The following is a 19,016-nucleotide window of genomic DNA, read 5'->3' as shown; positions in this document are numbered from 1 at the left end:
TGTTCTCTCACACCTATTCGTTGTCATGATACGGCTTCGCCCTTCTTGTCTTTCGAGAAGCGTTCCGTCTTGTACCATTTCGTCTCCTGACGAAACAGCACGCGTTTGATTTCCAAATATAAGGCATAAATGACCAGTGCGATCCACAACTGGGAATAGGTAAAATACATCAGCAGAACGATCGCAAAATTTTTCAGCGTAAACTCCGTCTTTTCGATACTGAGCGCGATCATCACTTCCGTGGCGTACAGGAAGAACGCCAGTATCCATAGAATGATCGAAACGATGCCGACATCCAGATGCAAATCGACAAACAGGTTGATGACGAACAGCAGGTCCGATACGATCACGCCCATGAAAAACATGAAGTACGTGAAAAAGAAGTACACCAGATCGAACACGATCCGTTTCTTTTTCAGCGCGAACAGATGCCGCATAAATTTCAGCACGACGTACTGGTTGCCGCGCGCCCACCGGGTCCGCTGCTTCCACCACACCTTCCACGTTTCCGGCTCCTGCTCCCACGTGATAGCTGCGGGAAAAAACCGGATATAGTAGCCGGCATCGTAGACGCGGATCGTCAGCTCCGTATCTTCGGCGAGCGCCTTCTCGTCCCAGCCGCCCAGCTGCTCGATCAGACTGCGGCGGATGGCAAAGTTCGTCCCCGGAATCGTCGTCACCCCGAACCAATTGAAGCGGCCGGCCTGCGCCATCCACTGGAAGGAAATGGTCTCGATGTTGATGAAGCGCGTGAGCAGGTTGCGGGCTGCGTTTACAACGCGGAATTTCCCGACAATGACCCCTGCCGACGGATCGTTCTGCATCGCCAGAACCAGGTAACGAACCGCCTGCCGTTCCGGCGTATTGTCCGCATCATAGACGACGATAATTTCGCCGCTGGAATGGAGCAAGCCTTGGTTCAGCGCGCCCGATTTGCCTTTGCCCGCATTGGGCGGCTTGGTGTGCACCACTTGGACGCACGGATATTTGGCCGCGTAGCTGTCCGCGATTTCGCCCGTCCGGTCCGACGAATTGTCATTGACGACGATGATCTCCAGCAGGTCCTTCGGATAATCGAGCCGGACCATCGCTTTAATTGTCCGTTCAATCACGACTTCCTCGTTGTGCGCGGGGATTAGGATGCTTACCTTGGGAAGCGGAGCCTTGGCTTGCTCCCATTTCTCGATCGGCTTCCTGTACCGCAAATAATGCAGGTACCCTCCTTGCATCAGAAACATGTGGTACAAGAGCATGATCCAGATCATCGTTAACGAGACGTAAAATAAAATTTCAGCCATGGATGCTCCGCTCCTCAAACAACTGCTTTCGTAAGCTCATTCGAATACGCAGCGTATAAATCAGAAACGCAATGACGGCCAGCGCGACGACCGCCGCAATGCCCCATAAAATTTTTTGCGAAACGCCCATATCCCCGAGCTCCGGCAGCGGGCGGGAGGCGGCCGTCAGGACGAGTGGCGTATCCGTACGATCCACCGCCCGAAACCGCTCCGACGGCTTATGCTCCAGACGCTTCAAATCGATCCATTCCAGCCCGGGAACGGTCTCCACCGCCGCAAGAAATTCCTTCAGCCGGTCCGCCCCGAGATACGGATGATAAAACATGCCGATGACACTGCCGTTCACGAATTGCATTTGTCTTACTTTTCGGGCCGTATCCGCAGCCACTGAAGGCGAGGCGGCATCGTAGTAGCCGATCGTCTCGGGCAGCAGGGTCATGCCGTGCAGGAACGCAGGGGCTGTAACGTACGGAGCCGCGCTCATCCGCTGCCAATCCCGGTCGCCCAACTGCACCTGCCCGAGCACGTATTGAAAATATTCCGCGGCCACCCGGTACCCTTCCTGACTCATCGTATAGTGCGGAGCCTCGAAGCCGAGCGGATACAGCCCAAGCTCCGTCAGCTCCTTGATGCCGCTCTCCAGCCGGTGACGGGTATACGATTCGTTGAATTGCCTGTTCTTTTCCGCGTAGCTCTCGTACGCTTCCTTGCTCGGAAAGTCGTGCCTGTACCGGACCGTAACCTCCCGGTCGGGCTCGTCCATAATCGGGGCGTTGTTTTCCACGTCCCAGAACTCGAAGCCCTCTCCGGTCTCCGACTGTCTGTATTGGTGCGTATACCCGTGCAGAACGATGCTCGCGCCGCGCTTCTGCAGCTCTTTCAGCACTTCCACCAATTGCGGCGCATCCTTCAAACGCAGCTGCTCGTGCGTAACCGGATTCGTATACACCGGGATGAGCGCAATCATATAGGGGATGCCTTTTTCCTCCAACACCTCGCCGGCAGCCTTCAACAGCACGGGATCGGACTGCGGGTGGACGTCCTCCAGGCGAATGTAAGCCGGATGGCCCGCCGCAGGCTGCTCCCGGAAAAAGGGATAGAGCCCTTCTCCCAAATAATTCAGAAACGGCGCATCCAGGTTGACCGCGGAAAAATAATAGCTGTTCCGGTCCACCGCAAGCAGCGGATACGCCTGCTCCCCTTTCCATCCCTGCAGAATCGCTTCGCCCCGGCGGAGCGCGATCTGCGCAATCGGATAAGTCTGCTCCAGCAGGTCGTAGGAGGAGTCGTCCCGCTTCGATACTTTGTGGATCGCCACCTTCTGCTCGACCGATATGAACGAAAAACGTTCGCCCAGCTGCCCGACATTGTCGCCGACAGCGAGAAACGGCCCGCTGTAGGCCGCCATGAGCTGCACGGCCTGCTGCGGCAAAGCCTTGGGCACCGCGCCGTAATACACCAAATGCGTGATGCCGCGAAGATCCTCGCTCTTCACGGCTTCGTCGCTCTTGAATACGACATTCCCCGTAAAACGGCCCAGCAGAAGATCCAAAATCCGGACCGATTCGCTAATCGCCCCGTCCTCCGTCGTGTACACCACCAGGATTTTGCGGGCGTCTTCCGTTTCTTTCGCCGCCGAAGCCCACGCCCCGTGCGCATTTCCTATCAGCAGCAGCAGGGCGCCAAACAAGACAACGGTCCGGAACGTTCTATGGAATATACTGCTCAAGCTCATCGTTCGCATGCTGCACCAGCTCCTTCGCGTCGCTAAGTCCCTCGTCGTAGCTCGCAACGCCGAAAGCCACGCTTAGCGTAACGGCTTGTTTCTGATTGGCAAGCACGTGGGTTTTGAACAAACCGCCGATTTTTCCGATCACGATATCCGCATTTTCTTCCTCGGTGTTCGACAAGATGACAGCAAACGTATCGTCCGCAATACGGAATTTGCGGTCGGTCATTCGGGTATGGTTCCATAAAACACCGGAAAGGGATTGCAGCAGATGAAGCGTCTCCTTGGCGCCGTACAAGGTTTGAAACTGCTGGAAGTACTTGACCTGGATCAACAGAAGCGTAAAGGGCGCGCTGGTTCTTCGCGAGCGCTTGAACTCGTCCTCCATTTCGAACAAGAAGCGCTTGTAATTATCGAAGCCGGTCGGTTCGTCAATGGTGACAAGCTGATCGAACTTGTCCTTCATCTCTTGATTTTCGGCCGTAGTTGTCGCGACCCACTTGTGAAGCATACCGGTGACGACCGGCGCCGCAAGGATCGCCGCCATCCAGATGACAATCTCTCCCGGTGACAGGAAGATCGCGGAAGAAACGAACGCCTTCCATAGCAAAATGGACCCGAATACGAACAGGACGGCGAGACTGAGGCCCAGACCGGCCACCAAGCCGAATACCGTCCCCGCGATGCCAATGAGCAGGACGGCAGCCAGCAAAAGCGCGTTGCTCCAGGAGACCGGAGGAAACCCGGCCGCAAACAAGCAGACAAGCGGCGTAAGCAGCAGCAGGAGGAGCTGATAGAAAAGATAGGTTTGATTTTTAGCGTAGAAGCCCTTCATCGTACATTTTCCTTTCCGCCAATAACGGAACGAGGTTGTCGAAAATATGCGTGTCGTCGTCGAACACAAAACCGCCATACCATTCGTTCGCGGGGTTCAAGATTTGAAAGCGCAGCATCCGGTAATACAGCGTTTGGGCAAAGTCCCGGTCCCCAAGCTCCACAGCGCTCAGGATCGCCAACCCGTAGGCCGCCGGAGATTCGAAGTCTACCGCGGGCAATTTGGATTGAGCATGGTACCTTCCGTACAGGACGCCATACTTATTGAACTGTTCCTTGAGCAAGGACCAGACCTCGTCTGAGGGGATGCCCGCCTGGGCGCGATGGTAAACGATATACAGCTGATCGATCCAGTTGATCTCGTCGTTATACAGATAGGTTCCTTTATCCGAATCGTAGGAGAACGGAAACCACGTGTCGCGCGTCGGGAGGTTCTTCAGAAAATCAACGGCACCCGTGTAGACCGATTCGCTCAGCTTGCCGCGCTCGTACATCACTTTGAATGCGGAGACCTGCAAGTAGGACAAGGTTAAAACATTGCTTTTCCATGCAGAGGCATGGTCGTAGAAGTCGGAGAACCGACCTTCATTCGTGACCATATTTTGGGCGATGCTGCCGGAGATCGTATCCGCCAGCGCCGTGTAAGCCGGCTTGTCCCACCTGCTGCCGGCCTTGTACAAGGCGTCCGCAATCCGCAAATCGTCGATCAAGGCGTTGGTGCTGACCGCTTCGGACGACGCGCCGACTTTCCAATAGATCCACCCGTCGTCTTTGAGAAAACGATCTTGCAGAACGCCGACGTTTTGCTCGAACAAGGCTTTATCGCCCTTCTGGACCGCGTACTGAAGCCACAGCCCCATCGATTCGGAAAGCGACTCTTCCCCCTGCGCCACGTCCCGGCTCGCGGCCGCTTGCGGCTTCAAATTCGTTTTCAGCGTCCCGTCCGCGTTCACCATGTGCCGCCGGATAAAAATTTCTCCGGGCAGCCTGTCGCTCCGGGACTCCGAATCGTCCGCCTTTCCCTTCAAAGCATTCGATGCGAATGGCCCTCCTGCCAGCAGTAAAGCGGCGGCCATCAGCATAACCAATAGAGCGACGGTAACATAAGCCAGCCTCATTTCGTCCCGTTCTTCCTTTCCCATCCGGCAGCGTCAGCTTCTAAGGTCTGCGGTCCGTGTTTGTATTTGCGAACAAAGATGTTTGTTTTTACGAACAGCGTACCACTGATGCTTTCATTTCACAACTGGTTACGAAACTTTTTTGAGAGGTTATCAGGCAATGGAAATACGCCCGGCTCACAATCTCCGGGCGTTCCTTCCATCAGGCGCAAATTTACGCCCGTTCCACTTATTTATTGCACATCGTCCGTCATGCTGCTCTTCCAAGCTTCGCTTCCGTCAGCGTTCCTTACGGATTCGTGTGAAACGGTAGCTTCCTGCACGTCACCGAAGCCCCAATGGCTTTCCGCGACATCCGGGAACTGAGGGGCAACCCCTTTCAGCGGACCGCGGTACAGCATCCGGTTAATCATCGTCACCGCTTCGACCCTGCGGATGCTGTCCGCAGGCTTGAAGGTGCCGTCCTCGTAACCGGCAAGAAACTTGCCGCGGTACAGCGCTTCAACCGCATTCCCTGCCCAATGTTGTTGGACATCCTTAAAGTGATTCTCGCCGGATGCGCTGACATTCAGGCTCAGGAAACGCGCCATAACGGAGGCCAGCTCACCTCTGGATACCTTGGCTTCCGGACGGAAGCTGCCGTCTTCGAAGCCGTTAAAGTAGCCGTATTTCGTGGCAATCTTGATGTAATTCGCCGCCCAATGGCTCTCTTGAACATCGTTATACGTAAGAGCGTCGGTTACCTTTGCATTTTCCTTCATTCTCGCAACAATCGCTGCCAGCTCCGCACGCGTCAGAGCGTTTTCCGGGTGAAACTTGCCATCCGGATAGCCTAAAATGTAACGTTGATGCTTCAGATTTCCGAAACGGTCGGAAAACACTTTCATCTTGACCGTAGAGTCGGCCTTTGTAGAGTTCGATGTATTTCCTTCCACCGTGAACTTTCCTTGAATATCGAATTCCGCATCCGCTGCGGCGACCGCTTTCCATTTCAGCTTGAGCTTGTAGCTTCCTGCTTGACCGGCCGACAGCTTGCCGACTTTCCACGTCACCGTGTTTCCGCTCACGGTACCGCCGTCCGCATCGATCACTTCCGCTCCTGCCGGGATCGTAACGGTGACGACTCCAGCATCGATCGAGAAGACGGATTGGTTCTTATAATCGACCGTAATCGTCGATTGCTCGCCCTCTTTTACAAGGTTCCTATCCACAGACAGATTCAAAGTAACATCGGACGTTGCAGACCCGTAGTAAAATCCGCCGCCGTACGAATTGGATGAAGTGTTACTTGCAGGAATTTGCCGGATCTTGAAATCGAAGGCTACGATATCTTGCCCGACGTGAATAATGCCGTCTTTAATGTAGCTGTCCGAACCGTTGGCTGCAGGAGCATTCGGTTTCGTCACCAGCGTGCTGTAATCGTAGTACCCTGCTTTGATAGCGACAATATAATAGTCCGCATTCGGATACACCATCCAGGCGTACTGCCCGGCAGCGTCCGACAGCTGCGGGTTGTGATTCTTATTCGGCGCAAAAGCCGGCAATTCAGGCAATTCGACAGGCGTGTGCGGCGTACGGCCGTTTTGTTTATTCAGCTCCGTATCTGCCCAATACAGCTTCACGCTAACTCCGTCAACCGGCTTGCCGGAAGCCTCGTCGGTAATCGTGCCGTAAGGATCGATCAAGGAGTAGACAACGCCCAATTCCCCGTTTTGCTTCACTGTGACGGTCGCCGACGGTCCGGCCAACACGGTGCCATTCGGCGCTTTAATCTGGTACGAAATTTTGTACTGCCCGCCCGGCACTTTCTCCAATTCAAAGCTTCCGTCAGCTTTCAGCGCCAGCGTCGATTTGAAGTCGGTCCCGTTGATGCCTTGGATGACGGCGCTGACGTTGCCGCTTCCGAACAAGCTTTCTGGCGTCTGCTGCACATTCGAAGCGGAAGGCGCGATAAACAGTTGACCGCTGATTTTGTTCGCGGAATCAATTTTTTGGCCTGCCGCATTCAATTGGCCTACGACTGCCGTTTGCGTGCTGTTCAAGGTTACCGTCCGGTTTCCGAGCTGTACCGGCGTTTGAATATTCAGCGTATAGGCGAAATTGCCCCGGGGTACCCCGATTTGGTAAGAACCGTCTTGTGCGGTCGTTACGGTCGAAGTGAAATCGACGATGCCGTCCCCGTTAAAATCGGCGGAAACGGAAACCGTTGCCCCTGCCGCCGGTTTTCCTGTCACCTGGTCGATCACGATCCCTCGAACGGCTGCAGGCATGTAAGTCACTTCTACGCTTTCCTGCTTCGACAATCCCGATTTCGGATCTTTCGCGGATACCGTGATCACTTCGTTCAAAGGCGCAAGGCCTTGAAGCGCCGGTGCCGTGTATTCGATGGTAGCAATCCCTTGTTCATTCGTAATTGCCGTTACATCGTTATTCGTATTTCCGAAGTGGAACGTGACCGGCACGCCGGCAACCGGACTTCCGTCCGCCGACACGACACCCGCGCTCAACGTCACTTTGGAGCTGCCGTCTCCCGGAATGGAGTCAGGCGATTTGTTCAACGTTAAGTTGAACGGCGGTACCTGCTCTTGAACTACGATGGTTTCGGTTGCGATTTTTCCGTCGTAGGTTACAGTAATGATGGCCGTTCCCGGAGCTTTGGCCGTAATCACGCCATTCGCATCGACCGAAACGATATCGGGATTCGAGGAAACGTAGGTTGCTTTTTTCGTTACGTCTTTAATGCTTTCGTCCAAATAAACTGCTGTCGCCTGCGTCTGATGAGTAGCACCCGGTACAAGCGTATAGTTAGCCGGAGTTACCACCAGATCGCGCAGCGTCGATGTAGTCGTTCCCGTAGCGCCGGAAGCCGGCGATTCGATCCCGTTGCTTACCGCGCTTACGGTAAAGTTATGGTTCGTTCCCGGTTTAAGTCCCGTCACCATATAACGGGTATCGGTTATACCGGAGGCAATCAGCTTCCCGTTGTCGTAGATGTTATAGGACTGCGCGCCCGGAACCGCGTTCCAGCTCACCGTTGCGCCCGTAGATGTCACATTGTCCGTTGCGACCCCTGTCGGAGCGGCAATCGGCACCGTAATCGTGGCTTGCAATGTTGTTCCGTTATAAACGGCATTGATCACGGTCGTTCCTGCGCCCACAGCCGTAACAAGCCCGCTCGGACTGATGGTGACTACGTTGTTGTTGGCCGAACTGAACGCGGATTGGTTCGTTACATCGACTTTGGTTCCGCTCGAGTAAACGGAGGAAACAACCGTTTGATGCGTAGAGCCGATCGGCAGCGTATAGCGGGTGCTATCCAACGTAAGTCCTGCCGAAGTCGGAAGCGTTACGCTGTTGGACGGCGCGGATTCCATCACGCCGTTCTCGCCTTTGACTACCGCTGTCACGGTGAATGTCGCAAATTCTCCCGGAGCAAGATCGGTTACCTGATAAGTGGCGCTGCTGACATTCGTCGCGTACAACGCTCCGTCTTTATACAGATTGTAATACGTGGCGCCGGTCACGGTATTCCAGGTCAGCTTGTTAGCCGTTTCCGGCGTCGTTCCCGCTTTCAGATTCGTCGGCGAAGCCGGAATCGCTACAGTAGCATAAGCGCCCCCGACCATCACCTTGGCCGTCACTTCGCCCGAAGGCGGGTTGCTTCCGAAATCCAGAACCGTCGTTCCCCGGCCGCTGCCGTCCGAAACCGCATCCTTGTTCGTCAAAGTGCCTTGTGTCGATGCAAAGCTAATTGGAGCATCCGAAACCGGATTTCCGTCGACATCATAGAGCGTGGCAATGACTCGGAATTGACCCGGTTGCCCTGTCGGCACGGCATTGACGGTTACGTTCGTCGGAGCCTGCTTGTATTGGTATTTCGTCGTATCGATCGGAGCCAGCTCGTTCGTGAAATACCACGAAATGATATCGTGCCTCTCGTAAGCGCCGCCCGTTGCCGCAGTAAATCCTGCATAAACCCCCGGCTTCCCTTTGAAAGTGTCGGCCAAATCGATATTATCGACATTGAGCACAGGAGTCGTCGGCCGCGCTTCCGTACTGCTGATATAAACCTTGACATTTTTGTCCGCTCCGTTGTAATCAATCCACGAATAATAGTCTGTACCGTCGGAAAGTTTAATGCCTTGCGAACTAAGCTCGTTCGCCGATGTATGCCACCCGGATGTATTTTTCACGTTACCGTTTACGGCCAGTCCGATATAGTTATTAGACGGATCGAGCATGTCATCGTTTTTATAAGTATCGTATTTCACCGCAAAGCTGGGCTTGATCCCCCCGTATCCGATACCTACTCCTACCGATCCCGCAGTGTTGGATTCGGCTTGAATCGTGAAGGTAATGCCGTCGGCCGGATTACCTGAAATGCTCTCATTCAACCGGAATTTAAAAAACGTGCTGAATGAGTAATTGTCGCCCGGCGCAATAAGCTTTTTGTTAAAAGCCGTGCCGAACTTGTTGGTTAATGCCTCCGTTAAACGCAGCACCTGGCGGTCTTTATTATCCGTAGCCACTTTGGCCGTGCCGTTTAACGAGAACAGCGAGAGTTGTTTTGCATTGGAAAAATCGTCATTCTTGTAGGTAACCCACTTCACGCTGTCTTCCGCCGCATGAGCCTGCAAAGCCGGCTGCAGCAGGGTTACCACCATGGAAATCATGAGCAGCCATGACATCCATTTCGATCGATGCACTTTCATCGTTCCCGCTCCTTTTTCATCTTCTCTCTCCTGGAAAAGCAATCTCACTTTCCGGTTTTTGTCTTCACGTCTCACCCTCATTCTTTTTAAAGAACAATTTTTGCTCACTTTACCAACCGCTTCTGAACAAAATCTGAACACCTTTCGACAAAAAACAGCCGCTCAAGTCCGCACCAGCCGCAAAACTTCCTGAAAACGGATGAAAGAACGAAAATCCATATCTTTTTTCCAATTCATCCAAATTTTAATTTTGTGAAATAATTAACATTTTTTCGTTTTAAAATGCAGAAGAGGACGAAATTTTGATATGATCATAAATAGGAAAAGGGCGGTTTTAAGCCGTTCGTTGGAACGAACATTTTTGCCGGGTAAACAGGCTTTTTAACAAATAGATTACTTTTGCATACAGAAAGAGGAGGGCGCGAATTTGGCCACTCAACTACACGACAATGGGGTCGGGTTTGCAAGGTTTGCGCAAAGCGAGGTGCGCCGATGATTCGGATCATTCTTGCAGATGACGAAGCGCTGGCTTTGTTCAGCTTGCAAAAACAGCTTGAGAAGCTGAACGGCGGCGTCATTGTGGGCGCCTATCAGAATGGGACGGAAGCCGTCGAGGCGGTGCTGCGCGAGAAGCCGGAAGCCGTCTTTTTGGACATCGACATGCCAGAGCTCAGCGGTTTGGAAGCGGCCGAGATTATCATGTCGCACTTGCCGGAAACCGAGATCATCTTTGCGACGGCTTACGAGGAATATGCGCTCAAGGCTTTTGAGCTGGCGGCGATCGATTATTTGCTGAAGCCTGTCTCCACGCAAAGGCTTGCCAAAACATTAGCCCGGCTGACGCAGGCCAAAGCCGCCAAAACCGAACCGGAGCACCTCGCGGCTCGGTCGTCTAAGACAAAGGAGCAGGTTACGATCCGCTGCTTTCAGACGCTTGAGGTCGACACCGGCGAATCCGGGCCCGTGCATTGGCGAACGAACAAAGCGCAGGAGCTGTTCGCCTACTTCGTTCACCTTCGGGACCAGCCCGTGCGCAAAGATGCGCTGCTGGAGCTGTTCTGGCCCGATATCGATCCGAAGAAAGGCTACACGCAGCTCTACACGACCATTTACCAAATCCGCAAAACCGCAAATGCCGTCCATCCCGGCATCCGAATCGTTAGTGGCGATAAAGGGTACCGGCTCGAGCTGAACGGAGTTGGAGTTGACGTGGTGACGTGGGAGGAGGGACTACAGACGGCCCCGCCCCTCAGCGAGCATACGCTCGCGCGGCATTTGCAGCTGTTGGAGCTGTATCGCGGCGACTATCTGGAGGATTGCGGCTATTGGTGGGCGGAGAACGAGCGGGAGCGGCTGCGTATGTTGTGGTACCGGCACGCGATGCGCGTCGCTGCTTTTCTGGAAACGCGGGACAATGCGGCGGAAGCTTTCCAGCTCTATTTCCTTATCCAGCGCCGGTTCCCGTTCACGGAAGAGGTGTACTGGGCGCTGATCAAGCTCTTTACGTATATCGGGGACCGGGTGTCTGTGGAACGGCAATACGATACGCTGTCGCAAATGCTGCACGACGAATTCGGTACGAAGCCGGCGAGAACGCTTGAGCAGTGGTACCGGGAGCGGGTTGTTTAAAAAATGTTCAGAACCTTCGTCTATACTCAGGAGGCGATTTCTTCGCGCGTGCTGCATGTACGTGCAAGAAGCGTAGTTTCTTGAGGCGGTGATACCATTTGGCCAAAATTATGGTCGTAGACGATGCCGCATTTATGCGGATGTTTATGAAGGATATATTGGAGACTGCGGGGCACCAAGTCGTATGCGAAGCGTCCAACGGAAGGGAAGCGATTGAGAAGTATGTTACGTTTCGTCCGGACCTCGTTACGATGGACATTACGATGCCCGATATGGATGGCATCGAAGCGTTGAAATTGATTATGGAGCGCGACCCTGCGGCGCAAGTCATCATGTGCTCGGCGATGGGGCACCGCGAGATGATTCTCGAGGCGATCCGGAGCGGGGCGAAGGATTTTGTCGTCAAGCCGCTCCAAGGCTCGCGGGTGCTGGACGCCGTCGACAGGCTACTTGAGGTTTAGGGTTCAAATGAAAAGGAGGCTTGAGTGCCTCCTTCAGAGTGTTGAGAAAGTGGTCAAACGGGATTATAGAGGTAACGAAGGGGTGGGGTATCCACTTCCGACCACTCTTGTCTTCGGGAAATTTGACTGGAAGCCGCTTAATAGCGGACATTTCCCGAAGACAAAGGCGGCCGCTATCGCTTCTCCAGTGGATACCCCACCTCCGTATGTTTCTCTATTTTTGCTTAGACCACTTTCTCAACAAGCTCAAGGAGGCTTGAGTGCCTCCTTTTTTCTATGCCCTCGTGTCCGAGGCGGAATCTCCATGCCGCTCCGGCCCGACGAGCCGGCCTCGCTTGTACACCGCCTGCACGTCCAGCTTGCCCGCCTCGGCGTTCCAGCGGAACGTCACCGCATCCGCAGCCTGCCCGATTTCGAGCGTACCGATCCCTGTGCAGCCAAGCAGACGCGCCGGTCTATCCGTCGCCATCGCTATGGCCGCAGCCAGTGGGGAGCCTGTCATCTGGGCGAATCGCCCTACGCAGTCCGCCAGACTGACCGCCGCTCCGGCGAGCAGGTTCGGATTCTCCACCATGTGCAGCCGGCCGGACGGCTGCAGTTCGACCTGGCCGCCGACATGCGTGCGATAAATGCCGGGTGGCAGGCCCGCCAAATGTACGGCATCGCTGACAAGCAGCAGGGCGTCGCCTTTCACTTTGTGCATTACGTTCACAACGGAAGGATGCAGATGATGTCCGTCGCAGATGACGCTGGCGGCAAGCCGATCTTCCGCCAACTGCGACCAAATATAGTGCGGATGGCGCGGAAGCTGCGGGTGCGCCCCGTTCCCGAGATGCGTGCTCATCTGCGCCCCCGCTTCCGCAGCAGCCGCGATATGCTCGTGATCGGCCGCCGTATGGCCGATACTGGTAACGATGCCCGCCTCCGCCAGCTTGCGGATAAATGACGCAGCGCCTTGGCGTTCCGGCGCCAGCGTAACCAGCCGGATGCGGCCCCCCGAAGCCTCCTGCCATGCGTTGAATTCGTCCCAGTCCGGGTCTCGTACATGCTCCGCCGGATGGGCGCCCCGAGGTCCGTTTTCGCCCGATATGTAAGGCCCCTCCATGTGAATGCCCACTACGGCGGAAGCCGTCAGCTCATCCTGCTCGCAAGCGAGCCGTATCGCCGTCATGCAGTCTCTCATCTGCTCGAAGCTCGCCGTAATAACTGTCGGGCAGAAGGACGTCGTACCGGAGGCCAGTACCGATCTTACCAGCCGCTTCACGGTCTCCACCCGCCGGTGCATATCGGCCCCCGTCAGGTTGATGTCCTCTCCCCCGTACCCGTTGATCTGCAGATCGACGAAACCCGGAGCAATCCAGAGTTCGTCAGGTCCGGACGCCTCTGTGCCTGAGCTTTCCGTCTCTTCCATCGAAGCAATGATACCTCCGGATGCAACCAAACGAACCCGTCTCCCCGTATCTGCCCGCCGTCCTTCGATTACCGTCGTATTGGGATCGGTCACTTTCGTCCCTCCTTTGTATGCGCCGTTATTGCGATGCAATGCGGGAAGCGCTGGCGAAATCCAGAAACATATCGCAGCGGGCCGACCGTCTCAAGATAGACGCCGGGCAGGACAAGTCGATCGGGCCGAACAACGTCCGGTAGACCGCATCGCTTTTGCGCTCGCCGGGCACCGTACAAATGATATGCGAAGCCGATACGATGGACGGGATCGTCAGCGTCAGCGCCTCGCGCGGCACTGCATCAAGCTGCGGGAAGCAGCCGTCGTTAACCTGCTGCTTGCGGCTCGTTTCGTCCAGCTCGACCTTCTTAATACGGGCGGGATCGGCAAAGTCCGCCACATGAGGATCGTTGAAGGCGATATGCCCGTTCTCGCCGATTCCGATGCAGGCAATATCGATCGGGTGCCGCTCCAGCAGCTCCGTGTAGCGGGCGCACTCTTCAGCAGGATCGTTCAAGCCATTCAGCGCATAAAATTCGAGCGGTGTCCGGAATGCGAACAGCTCCGTCCGCAAATACGTCGCAAAGCTCTGCGGCGCCTCGGTCGGCAGACCGACATATTCGTCCAGATGGTAGCAGCGGATGCGCTCCCATGCGACCGAGTCCATTGTACGCAGCGAACGCAAAAATTCGTTCTGCGACGGAGCGGAAGCAAATACGACCGCGATCGTCTCCTTCTCCTGCAGCTTCGTCCGGATCGCTTCCGCCAGCCGCTGCGCCGCCGCTTGCCCCATGGTTTCCCGGCTATCGTACGCCTCGGCGGTCACCTGTTCGATCGTCCATTGCTTCATTATCCGTCATCCTCCATTCGTTTGTTTCCGATTCAAGATTCAAGACTTATTTCAGTTCGTCACCGTTCGGACGGACTGCCGCACGACGAGCTTCTCGTCGAAGACGATGCGCTGCGGCGGTGTGTCCGGGCCGCCGAAGATCCGCCCGAACAACGTACGCGCCAGCGCTTTTCCCGCCTCATAGGTTGGGATGAAGACGGTTGTCAGCGGAAAAATCATCAAGTCGATATCGTCAAAGCCGATCAAGGACATATCCTCCGGAATCCGAAGACCTTCACTTTGAAAAGCTTTGACGACCCCCAGCGCAACCACGTCGTCGAAGCAGATGAGCGCCGACGGCCGCTCTTTCATCGCAATCAGCTTCCGACCGATCTCCACCCCGTCAACCAGCTCTTGGGCTCCTTCGAAAGTAAACTCCGTCCGCAAAACAAGCCCGCGCGCCGATAAAACATCCCGGCATGCCCGAAGGCGCTCCCGCGAGGCTCTGGATGTGGGAAGCCCGGCAGCGAAGCCGATGCTGCGATGGCCCCGTTCGAGCAAATGCTCCGTCACCTGCCGCCCGCCGTCGTAATCGTCGAACTCGACATACGAGCTGTCCAGCCCCGGCACGCTTCCAAGCAGGACGAAAGGGACGGACTTCGCTTTCAGATCGAACAAATGGTCGAACGTCACCTCCTCGAGCAGCGGCGCAACGATCAGGCCGTCCACCCGTCTGCTTAGCATCGCTTGAATCTGCTCTTTTTCGGTACGGTGATCCTCGAAGCTGCTGCAAAGAAATACCGTATAGCCGTATTCGCCTGCGACCTCCTGGACGCCTTTGGTCAGCTTGCTATAGAACGGATTGGTGATGTCCTTGATGACAAGCCCGATCGTTTTCGTATATTTCGTGGACAATCCCCGGGCAATCTCATTCGGAACGTAGCCGTACTGCTCGGCCGCCTTCAGCACCTTTTGTCTCGTTTTCTCCGAAAATCCGTCCTTGTTGTTCAGCACGCCCGATATAGTGCTTTTGGCGAGACCGGTCATTTTCGCCAAGTCGCTAATGGTGAGCTTCACGATCCGCGCCCCCTTAATTTGAACCGGTTCAAATTTATTTTTCAATAAAAGGAAATGCTTTAATAAAAACATTCCCATCACAATGTATAACTAATTTGAACCGGTTCAATTTTTCTGTATTATATTCCCTCATTGCTCGTCCTGTCAAGCTGCAACCAAGCTGGCGGAGCGCTGCGGACATCGACGTAAAAAAATCGAGCATGCGCCGAAGCGGCACCCTCGATTTCACGGTTATTCTCGTCGCGATTCATGTAGGGGCAACCGTTCAAGGCAAAGCCCGAAGCCTGACGGTAAATGTCGTTCCCGTGCCGGGAGCGCTCTGCACGGCGACGGAGCCCGTATGCATCTCGACAATTCGCTTGACGATCGCAAGCCCGAGCCCGCTCCCCCCCGTGCTTCGGTTGCGGGACCTATCCGCCTTGTAGAACCGCTCAAAAATATGCGCCACATCGTTCTCGGGGATGCCGATCCCGGTGTCGGTGACGAAGACGACCGCCTGCTGCCCGCTGCGCTTGAGCCGAACGCCGATCGTCCCGCCGGCCGGGGTGAATTTGATGCTGTTGTGCAGAAGGTTGAGCCACACTTGGCTCAGCAAATCTTCGTCAGCCTCGATGCTGATGTCTTCCAGCGACACATCCATGTCGATTCCTTTCTCGTGCCACTGCGGCTCGCACGCCAAAATCACGCTGCGCAGCTGCTTGTCGAGCCGGTACCGCCTCCGCTCGAACGGATGATGGTCGGATTCGAGGGAGGTCAGCTTCAGCAGATTTTCGCTCAGCTTGGACAGCCGGGCGCTTTCCTTTTCGATGATGCCGAGATAATGCATCCGTTCCTCCCGGCTGAGCTCGTCGCTTTGCAAAATACGCGCAAAGCCGCCGATCGACGTCAGCGGCGACTGGATTTCATGGGAGACATTGGAGATGAATTCCTGACGCATTTTTTCCATCTGATTGAGCTCGACGGCCATGTGGTTGATGCTTTCGACGAGCTCGCCGAACTGGCCCGGGACGCGCTCGTCCGAAGGAATGCTGACGGTGAAATCGCCTTTGGCGATCCGCTTCATCGCATCGATCATCGGCCGGAACATTTCCATACGCTTGTCGCGAAAAATCACTCCGATCGTCCCCATAATCCCCATGCTGGTAACAAACGCGACCAATTGGGTAAATAGCTGGCCGACGTAATCCGAAGGCCGGCTTCCAAGCGCATTCAGCAAATAGCGGATGAAGAAATAAGCGGCCGACCAGCTCGCCAGCGAAAATAAAAGTAATAGGCAAATCCCGCAAACGCTTTTAAAAAATCTCCATCCGCGAGCCGTTTTCCGGTTCGCCTGGCGCTGTACTTCCACTCCCGTCCCTCCTTATCCGCGATAGGTTTAAACGTGCTGCTCTTGAATGCGAAGCTGTTGCGCGGCGAATTCGCGGTACAGCGCATGCGTTTGGAACAACTGCTCGTGCGTGCCGATGCCCGTTACTTTGCCTTTTTCCAGAAAAACGATCTGGTCTGCATCTACCACAGTCGACAGCCGGTGCGCAATAACCAGCGTCGTCCGGCCCTGCATCAAATTGTTCAGCGCTTGCTGCACGACGATTTCCGACTTGCTGTCCAGACTGGAGGTCGCCTCGTCCAGCATCAAAATTTGCGGGTTGCGCAGCAGCGCACGCGCAATCGCAATCCGCTGCCGCTGTCCGCCGGACAGCTTGACGCCCCGTTCTCCGACTTCCGTTTCGTAGCCGTTCGGAAGCTCGTGAATGAACGTATCGGCATAAGCCATGCGCGCCGCCTGCTCCAGCTCTTGATCCGTCACGTCGTGCGGCAAGCCGTAACAGATGTTGTCGCGGATCGTCCCGGCGATGAGCGGACTTTCCTGGGAGACATAGCCGATTCGGCTGCGCCACGACGGCAGCGAATACTCATCGATCGGCTCGTCCCCAAGCTTGATCGTGCCTTCGGTCGGCGGGTAGAACCGCTCCAGCAGCGCAAACAGCGTCGTTTTCCCACTGCCGCTCGGGCCGACGATGGCTGTGACTTTGCCGGGCTGCATGGCGAAGCTGACATCGTCCAGTATCGTTTCGCCGGTTTTATAGGCGAAGGTTACGCGTTCGAGCGTCAACGGTCGGCCTGCGTTATCAAGGGGCTTGCCGGAGGCATGATCCTCTTCGCCGAGCTCCAGCAGCGCTGCCATTCGTTCCGTCGCTCCGACCGCCTTTTGAAACTGCGTGAAGAAGTTCGTAATTTGCGTAATCGGCATTACGAATTGGAACAAATACAGGATGAACGCCACCAGATCTCCCGCCGTCAGTGTGCCGGAAGCGACCCGCGCGCCGCCGTACCCGATAATGACCACAAGCAGCAGCATCAGGATGAAAAAGATAAGCGGCCCGACCCACGCCGAAACGATGCCTTCCTTCAAGCCAAGCCGGAACAGCTTCTCAATGCCCGTCTGCCCGTTCCGATATTCAACCGTCTCCGCATTCGAAGCCTTCACAAGCCGGATCTCCGACAATACCCGGCTGATCACCGCCGTAAAGCCGGCCGTTTCATCCTGAAGGCCGACCGAAATTTTATGCATCTGCTTGCCGAGCGGAGCCAAAATCAAGATGGCCAGCGGCACGACGATCAGCATCATCAGCGTCATTTTCCAATCAAGATACAGCAGTACCGCGATCGATCCGACGACCCCCAGAATGCCGGTGAAGAAGCCGGTCAAGTGCTCGCTGATCAAGCCTTTGACAACGCCGGTATCGTTGGTCATCCGGCTGATCGTCTCCCCCGTCTCATGATTGTCGTAGTAGGAGACCGGCAACACGAGCAGCTTTTTCCACAGCCGGTCCCGCAGGGACGCAACGACCTTCTGCCCCGCCCGGTTGAGCAAATAAACGCCGACGCCGCCCGCAATCGCTTGAACGATAAAAGCTACTCCCATCAGCACGATCTGCGTCAGGCTTAAGGAAGTCAGCGAAAAGCTGTCGACCATATTTTTCGTAAACAGCGGAATCGCCAAGCCGACCAAAGTCGAGATGATGCTCAGAAACAGCGCGGCGGCAAGCAACGCCTTGGAAGGCTTCGTTTCCCGGACAAGCCGGATCAATTGCCGCCAATTCGCCGATGTTTTCGGTTTTGACATGTGTATCCCAACTCCCATTCTATTTTCCTATAACTCTCTTCCGTTTGACAATCTGTACTTTACGATATTTTTTTAAACGGAATATTAACGGAAAAGATTGGAACTCCGGGAAATGAAAAAAAGCCTTCATCCGCGTAAAAGCGTCGGATCAAGGCAGGCTGCGCAGCCGCAGCGTCAACAAAAATCAGACAGCCGCTTCTTTCGCAGACCGTCTTCTGATCTCGCTTACCGTCTCTTCCGGAGTTTGCTCGGACGTATCGAGCCAAAGGCCAATTTTCGGCGTTTCGTTATGCAAAATGCCGTTCAACCCGGAAACCGTCCACAATCCGTAGCCTTTCTTCCCCCGGGCCGCCTCTCTTGCGGCAACCGCCTCGCCACTGGGCGCCAGCACGACGACATAAAGCGGACGATGCCGGACGAACGAGACGAACTCTTCCAGCATCGGACCGACGACGACGTCCTGCACGACGACGGTGAAGCCGGCATCGGCATACGTATCGGCCGCGGCGGCCGCCAGGCGGTACCGTAAACGCAGCTGACGGGTCGCCTCCTCCGAGGCGTCGGGAAGCAGCTCTTCCCGGCCCGCGACGATCATCCTGCGGAACGCGTCGCCGCGCAAATGAACTCCCCGGCCGAATTGCTCGGCCAGCAGCTGCGCGACCGTCGATTTGCCGCTCGCCATCACCCCGGTAATTAGATAAATAGCCGTATCTTCATCGGATTTCATGCAAATGCCTCCCTCGCGCGAAGTTCGTGTC

General features: G+C 55.4%; 13 protein-coding genes. 2 read left to right on the top strand and 11 right to left on the bottom strand.

Annotated features, from left to right (window positions below; translation table 11 throughout):
• Positions 1 to 23 precede the first annotated feature (23 nt).
• From KQX66_RS06105 to KQX66_RS06085, 5 genes are all read right to left on the bottom strand, one after another.
• Entirely contained in the window at positions 24 to 1,298 is a 1,275-nt protein-coding gene (locus KQX66_RS06105; RefSeq protein WP_216790958.1) for a glycosyltransferase family 2 protein, read from the bottom strand.
• Positions 1,291 to 3,042 (bottom strand): polysaccharide deacetylase family protein, encoded by a 1,752-nt coding sequence (locus tag KQX66_RS06100; RefSeq protein ID WP_216790955.1) that lies wholly within the window; start codon positions 3,040 to 3,042, stop codon positions 1,291 to 1,293. The genes KQX66_RS06105 and KQX66_RS06100 overlap by 8 nt, the downstream gene beginning before the upstream one ends.
• Positions 3,008 to 3,862, bottom strand: a complete 855-nt coding sequence (locus KQX66_RS06095) for a GGDEF domain-containing protein (protein WP_216790953.1) — start codon at positions 3,860 to 3,862, stop codon at positions 3,008 to 3,010. The genes KQX66_RS06100 and KQX66_RS06095 overlap by 35 nt, the downstream gene beginning before the upstream one ends.
• The gene (locus KQX66_RS06090; RefSeq protein ID WP_216790950.1) at positions 3,843 to 5,003 is read right to left on the bottom strand and encodes a glycosyl hydrolase family 8; all 1,161 of its coding nucleotides are present in this window, start codon (positions 5,001 to 5,003) and stop codon (positions 3,843 to 3,845) included. Before KQX66_RS06090 ends, KQX66_RS06095 begins: the two co-directional genes overlap by 20 nt.
• A gap of 209 nt (positions 5,004 to 5,212) precedes the next feature.
• Positions 5,213 to 9,691 (bottom strand): S-layer homology domain-containing protein, encoded by a 4,479-nt coding sequence (locus KQX66_RS06085; RefSeq protein WP_216790948.1) that lies wholly within the window; start codon positions 9,689 to 9,691, stop codon positions 5,213 to 5,215.
• 492 nt (positions 9,692 to 10,183) lie between these two features.
• Here KQX66_RS06085 and KQX66_RS06080 point away from each other — a divergent pair, with 492 nt between their 5' ends.
• Positions 10,184 to 11,320: a response regulator gene (locus KQX66_RS06080; protein ID WP_216790946.1), complete on the top strand. Its 1,137-nt coding sequence runs from the start codon at positions 10,184 to 10,186 to the stop codon at positions 11,318 to 11,320.
• A gap of 98 nt (positions 11,321 to 11,418) precedes the next feature.
• The gene (locus KQX66_RS06075; protein WP_284439784.1) at positions 11,419 to 11,781 is read left to right on the top strand and encodes a response regulator; all 363 of its coding nucleotides are present in this window, start codon (positions 11,419 to 11,421) and stop codon (positions 11,779 to 11,781) included.
• A gap of 274 nt (positions 11,782 to 12,055) precedes the next feature.
• On the opposite strand, the gene KQX66_RS06070 is transcribed toward KQX66_RS06075, so the two are convergent.
• From KQX66_RS06070 to KQX66_RS06045, 6 genes are all read right to left on the bottom strand, one after another.
• A complete protein-coding gene (locus KQX66_RS06070; protein ID WP_308647146.1) occupies positions 12,056 to 13,285 on the bottom strand; it encodes an N-acetylglucosamine-6-phosphate deacetylase in 1,230 nt (409 codons plus the stop codon).
• Positions 13,286 to 13,310: 25 nt separating this feature from the next.
• Positions 13,311 to 14,075, bottom strand: coding sequence for a glucosamine-6-phosphate deaminase (locus KQX66_RS06065; protein WP_216790942.1), 765 nt, complete (start codon positions 14,073 to 14,075; stop codon positions 13,311 to 13,313).
• A gap of 51 nt (positions 14,076 to 14,126) precedes the next feature.
• Positions 14,127 to 15,131, bottom strand: coding sequence for a LacI family DNA-binding transcriptional regulator (locus KQX66_RS06060; RefSeq protein ID WP_308647144.1), 1,005 nt, complete (start codon positions 15,129 to 15,131; stop codon positions 14,127 to 14,129).
• 265 nt (positions 15,132 to 15,396) lie between these two features.
• On the bottom strand, positions 15,397 to 16,479 hold the full coding sequence (locus tag KQX66_RS06055; protein ID WP_216790937.1) for a sensor histidine kinase: 1,083 nt from the start codon (positions 16,477 to 16,479) through the stop codon (positions 15,397 to 15,399).
• 27 nt (positions 16,480 to 16,506) lie between these two features.
• Positions 16,507 to 18,258 (bottom strand): ABC transporter ATP-binding protein, encoded by a 1,752-nt coding sequence (locus KQX66_RS06050; RefSeq protein ID WP_216790935.1) that lies wholly within the window; start codon positions 18,256 to 18,258, stop codon positions 16,507 to 16,509.
• Between the two features lie 184 nt (positions 18,259 to 18,442).
• The gene (locus tag KQX66_RS06045) at positions 18,443 to 18,985 is read right to left on the bottom strand and encodes an AAA family ATPase (protein WP_216790933.1); all 543 of its coding nucleotides are present in this window, start codon (positions 18,983 to 18,985) and stop codon (positions 18,443 to 18,445) included.
• Positions 18,986 to 19,016 lie beyond the last annotated feature (31 nt).

It is taken from the genome of Paenibacillus oleatilyticus (genome assembly GCF_018998565.1).
Classification (GTDB): domain Bacteria; phylum Bacillota; class Bacilli; order Paenibacillales; family NBRC-103111; genus Paenibacillus_G; species Paenibacillus_G oleatilyticus.
This window is presented reverse-complemented; position numbering and strand designations above follow the sequence as displayed.

Excerpts from the sequence above, each read along its gene's own strand:
- KQX66_RS06090 (WP_216790950.1), bottom strand. The coding sequence starts at position 5,003 with ATGGGAAAGGAAGAACGGGACGAAATGAGGCTGGCTTATGTTACCGTC.
- KQX66_RS06105 (WP_216790958.1), bottom strand. The coding sequence starts at position 1,298 with ATGGCTGAAATTTTATTTTACGTCTCGTTAACGATGATCTGGATCATG.
- KQX66_RS06080 (WP_216790946.1), top strand. The coding sequence starts at position 10,184 with ATGATTCGGATCATTCTTGCAGATGACGAAGCGCTGGCTTTGTTCAGC.
- KQX66_RS06050 (WP_216790935.1), bottom strand. The coding sequence starts at position 18,258 with ATGTCAAAACCGAAAACATCGGCGAATTGGCGGCAATTGATCCGGCTT.
- KQX66_RS06095 (WP_216790953.1), bottom strand. The coding sequence starts at position 3,862 with ATGAAGGGCTTCTACGCTAAAAATCAAACCTATCTTTTCTATCAGCTC.
- KQX66_RS06100 (WP_216790955.1), bottom strand. The coding sequence starts at position 3,042 with ATGCGAACGATGAGCTTGAGCAGTATATTCCATAGAACGTTCCGGACC.
- KQX66_RS06085 (WP_216790948.1), bottom strand. The coding sequence starts at position 9,691 with ATGAAAGTGCATCGATCGAAATGGATGTCATGGCTGCTCATGATTTCC.
- KQX66_RS06045 (WP_216790933.1), bottom strand. The coding sequence starts at position 18,985 with ATGAAATCCGATGAAGATACGGCTATTTATCTAATTACCGGGGTGATG.
- KQX66_RS06065 (WP_216790942.1), bottom strand. The coding sequence starts at position 14,075 with ATGAAGCAATGGACGATCGAACAGGTGACCGCCGAGGCGTACGATAGC.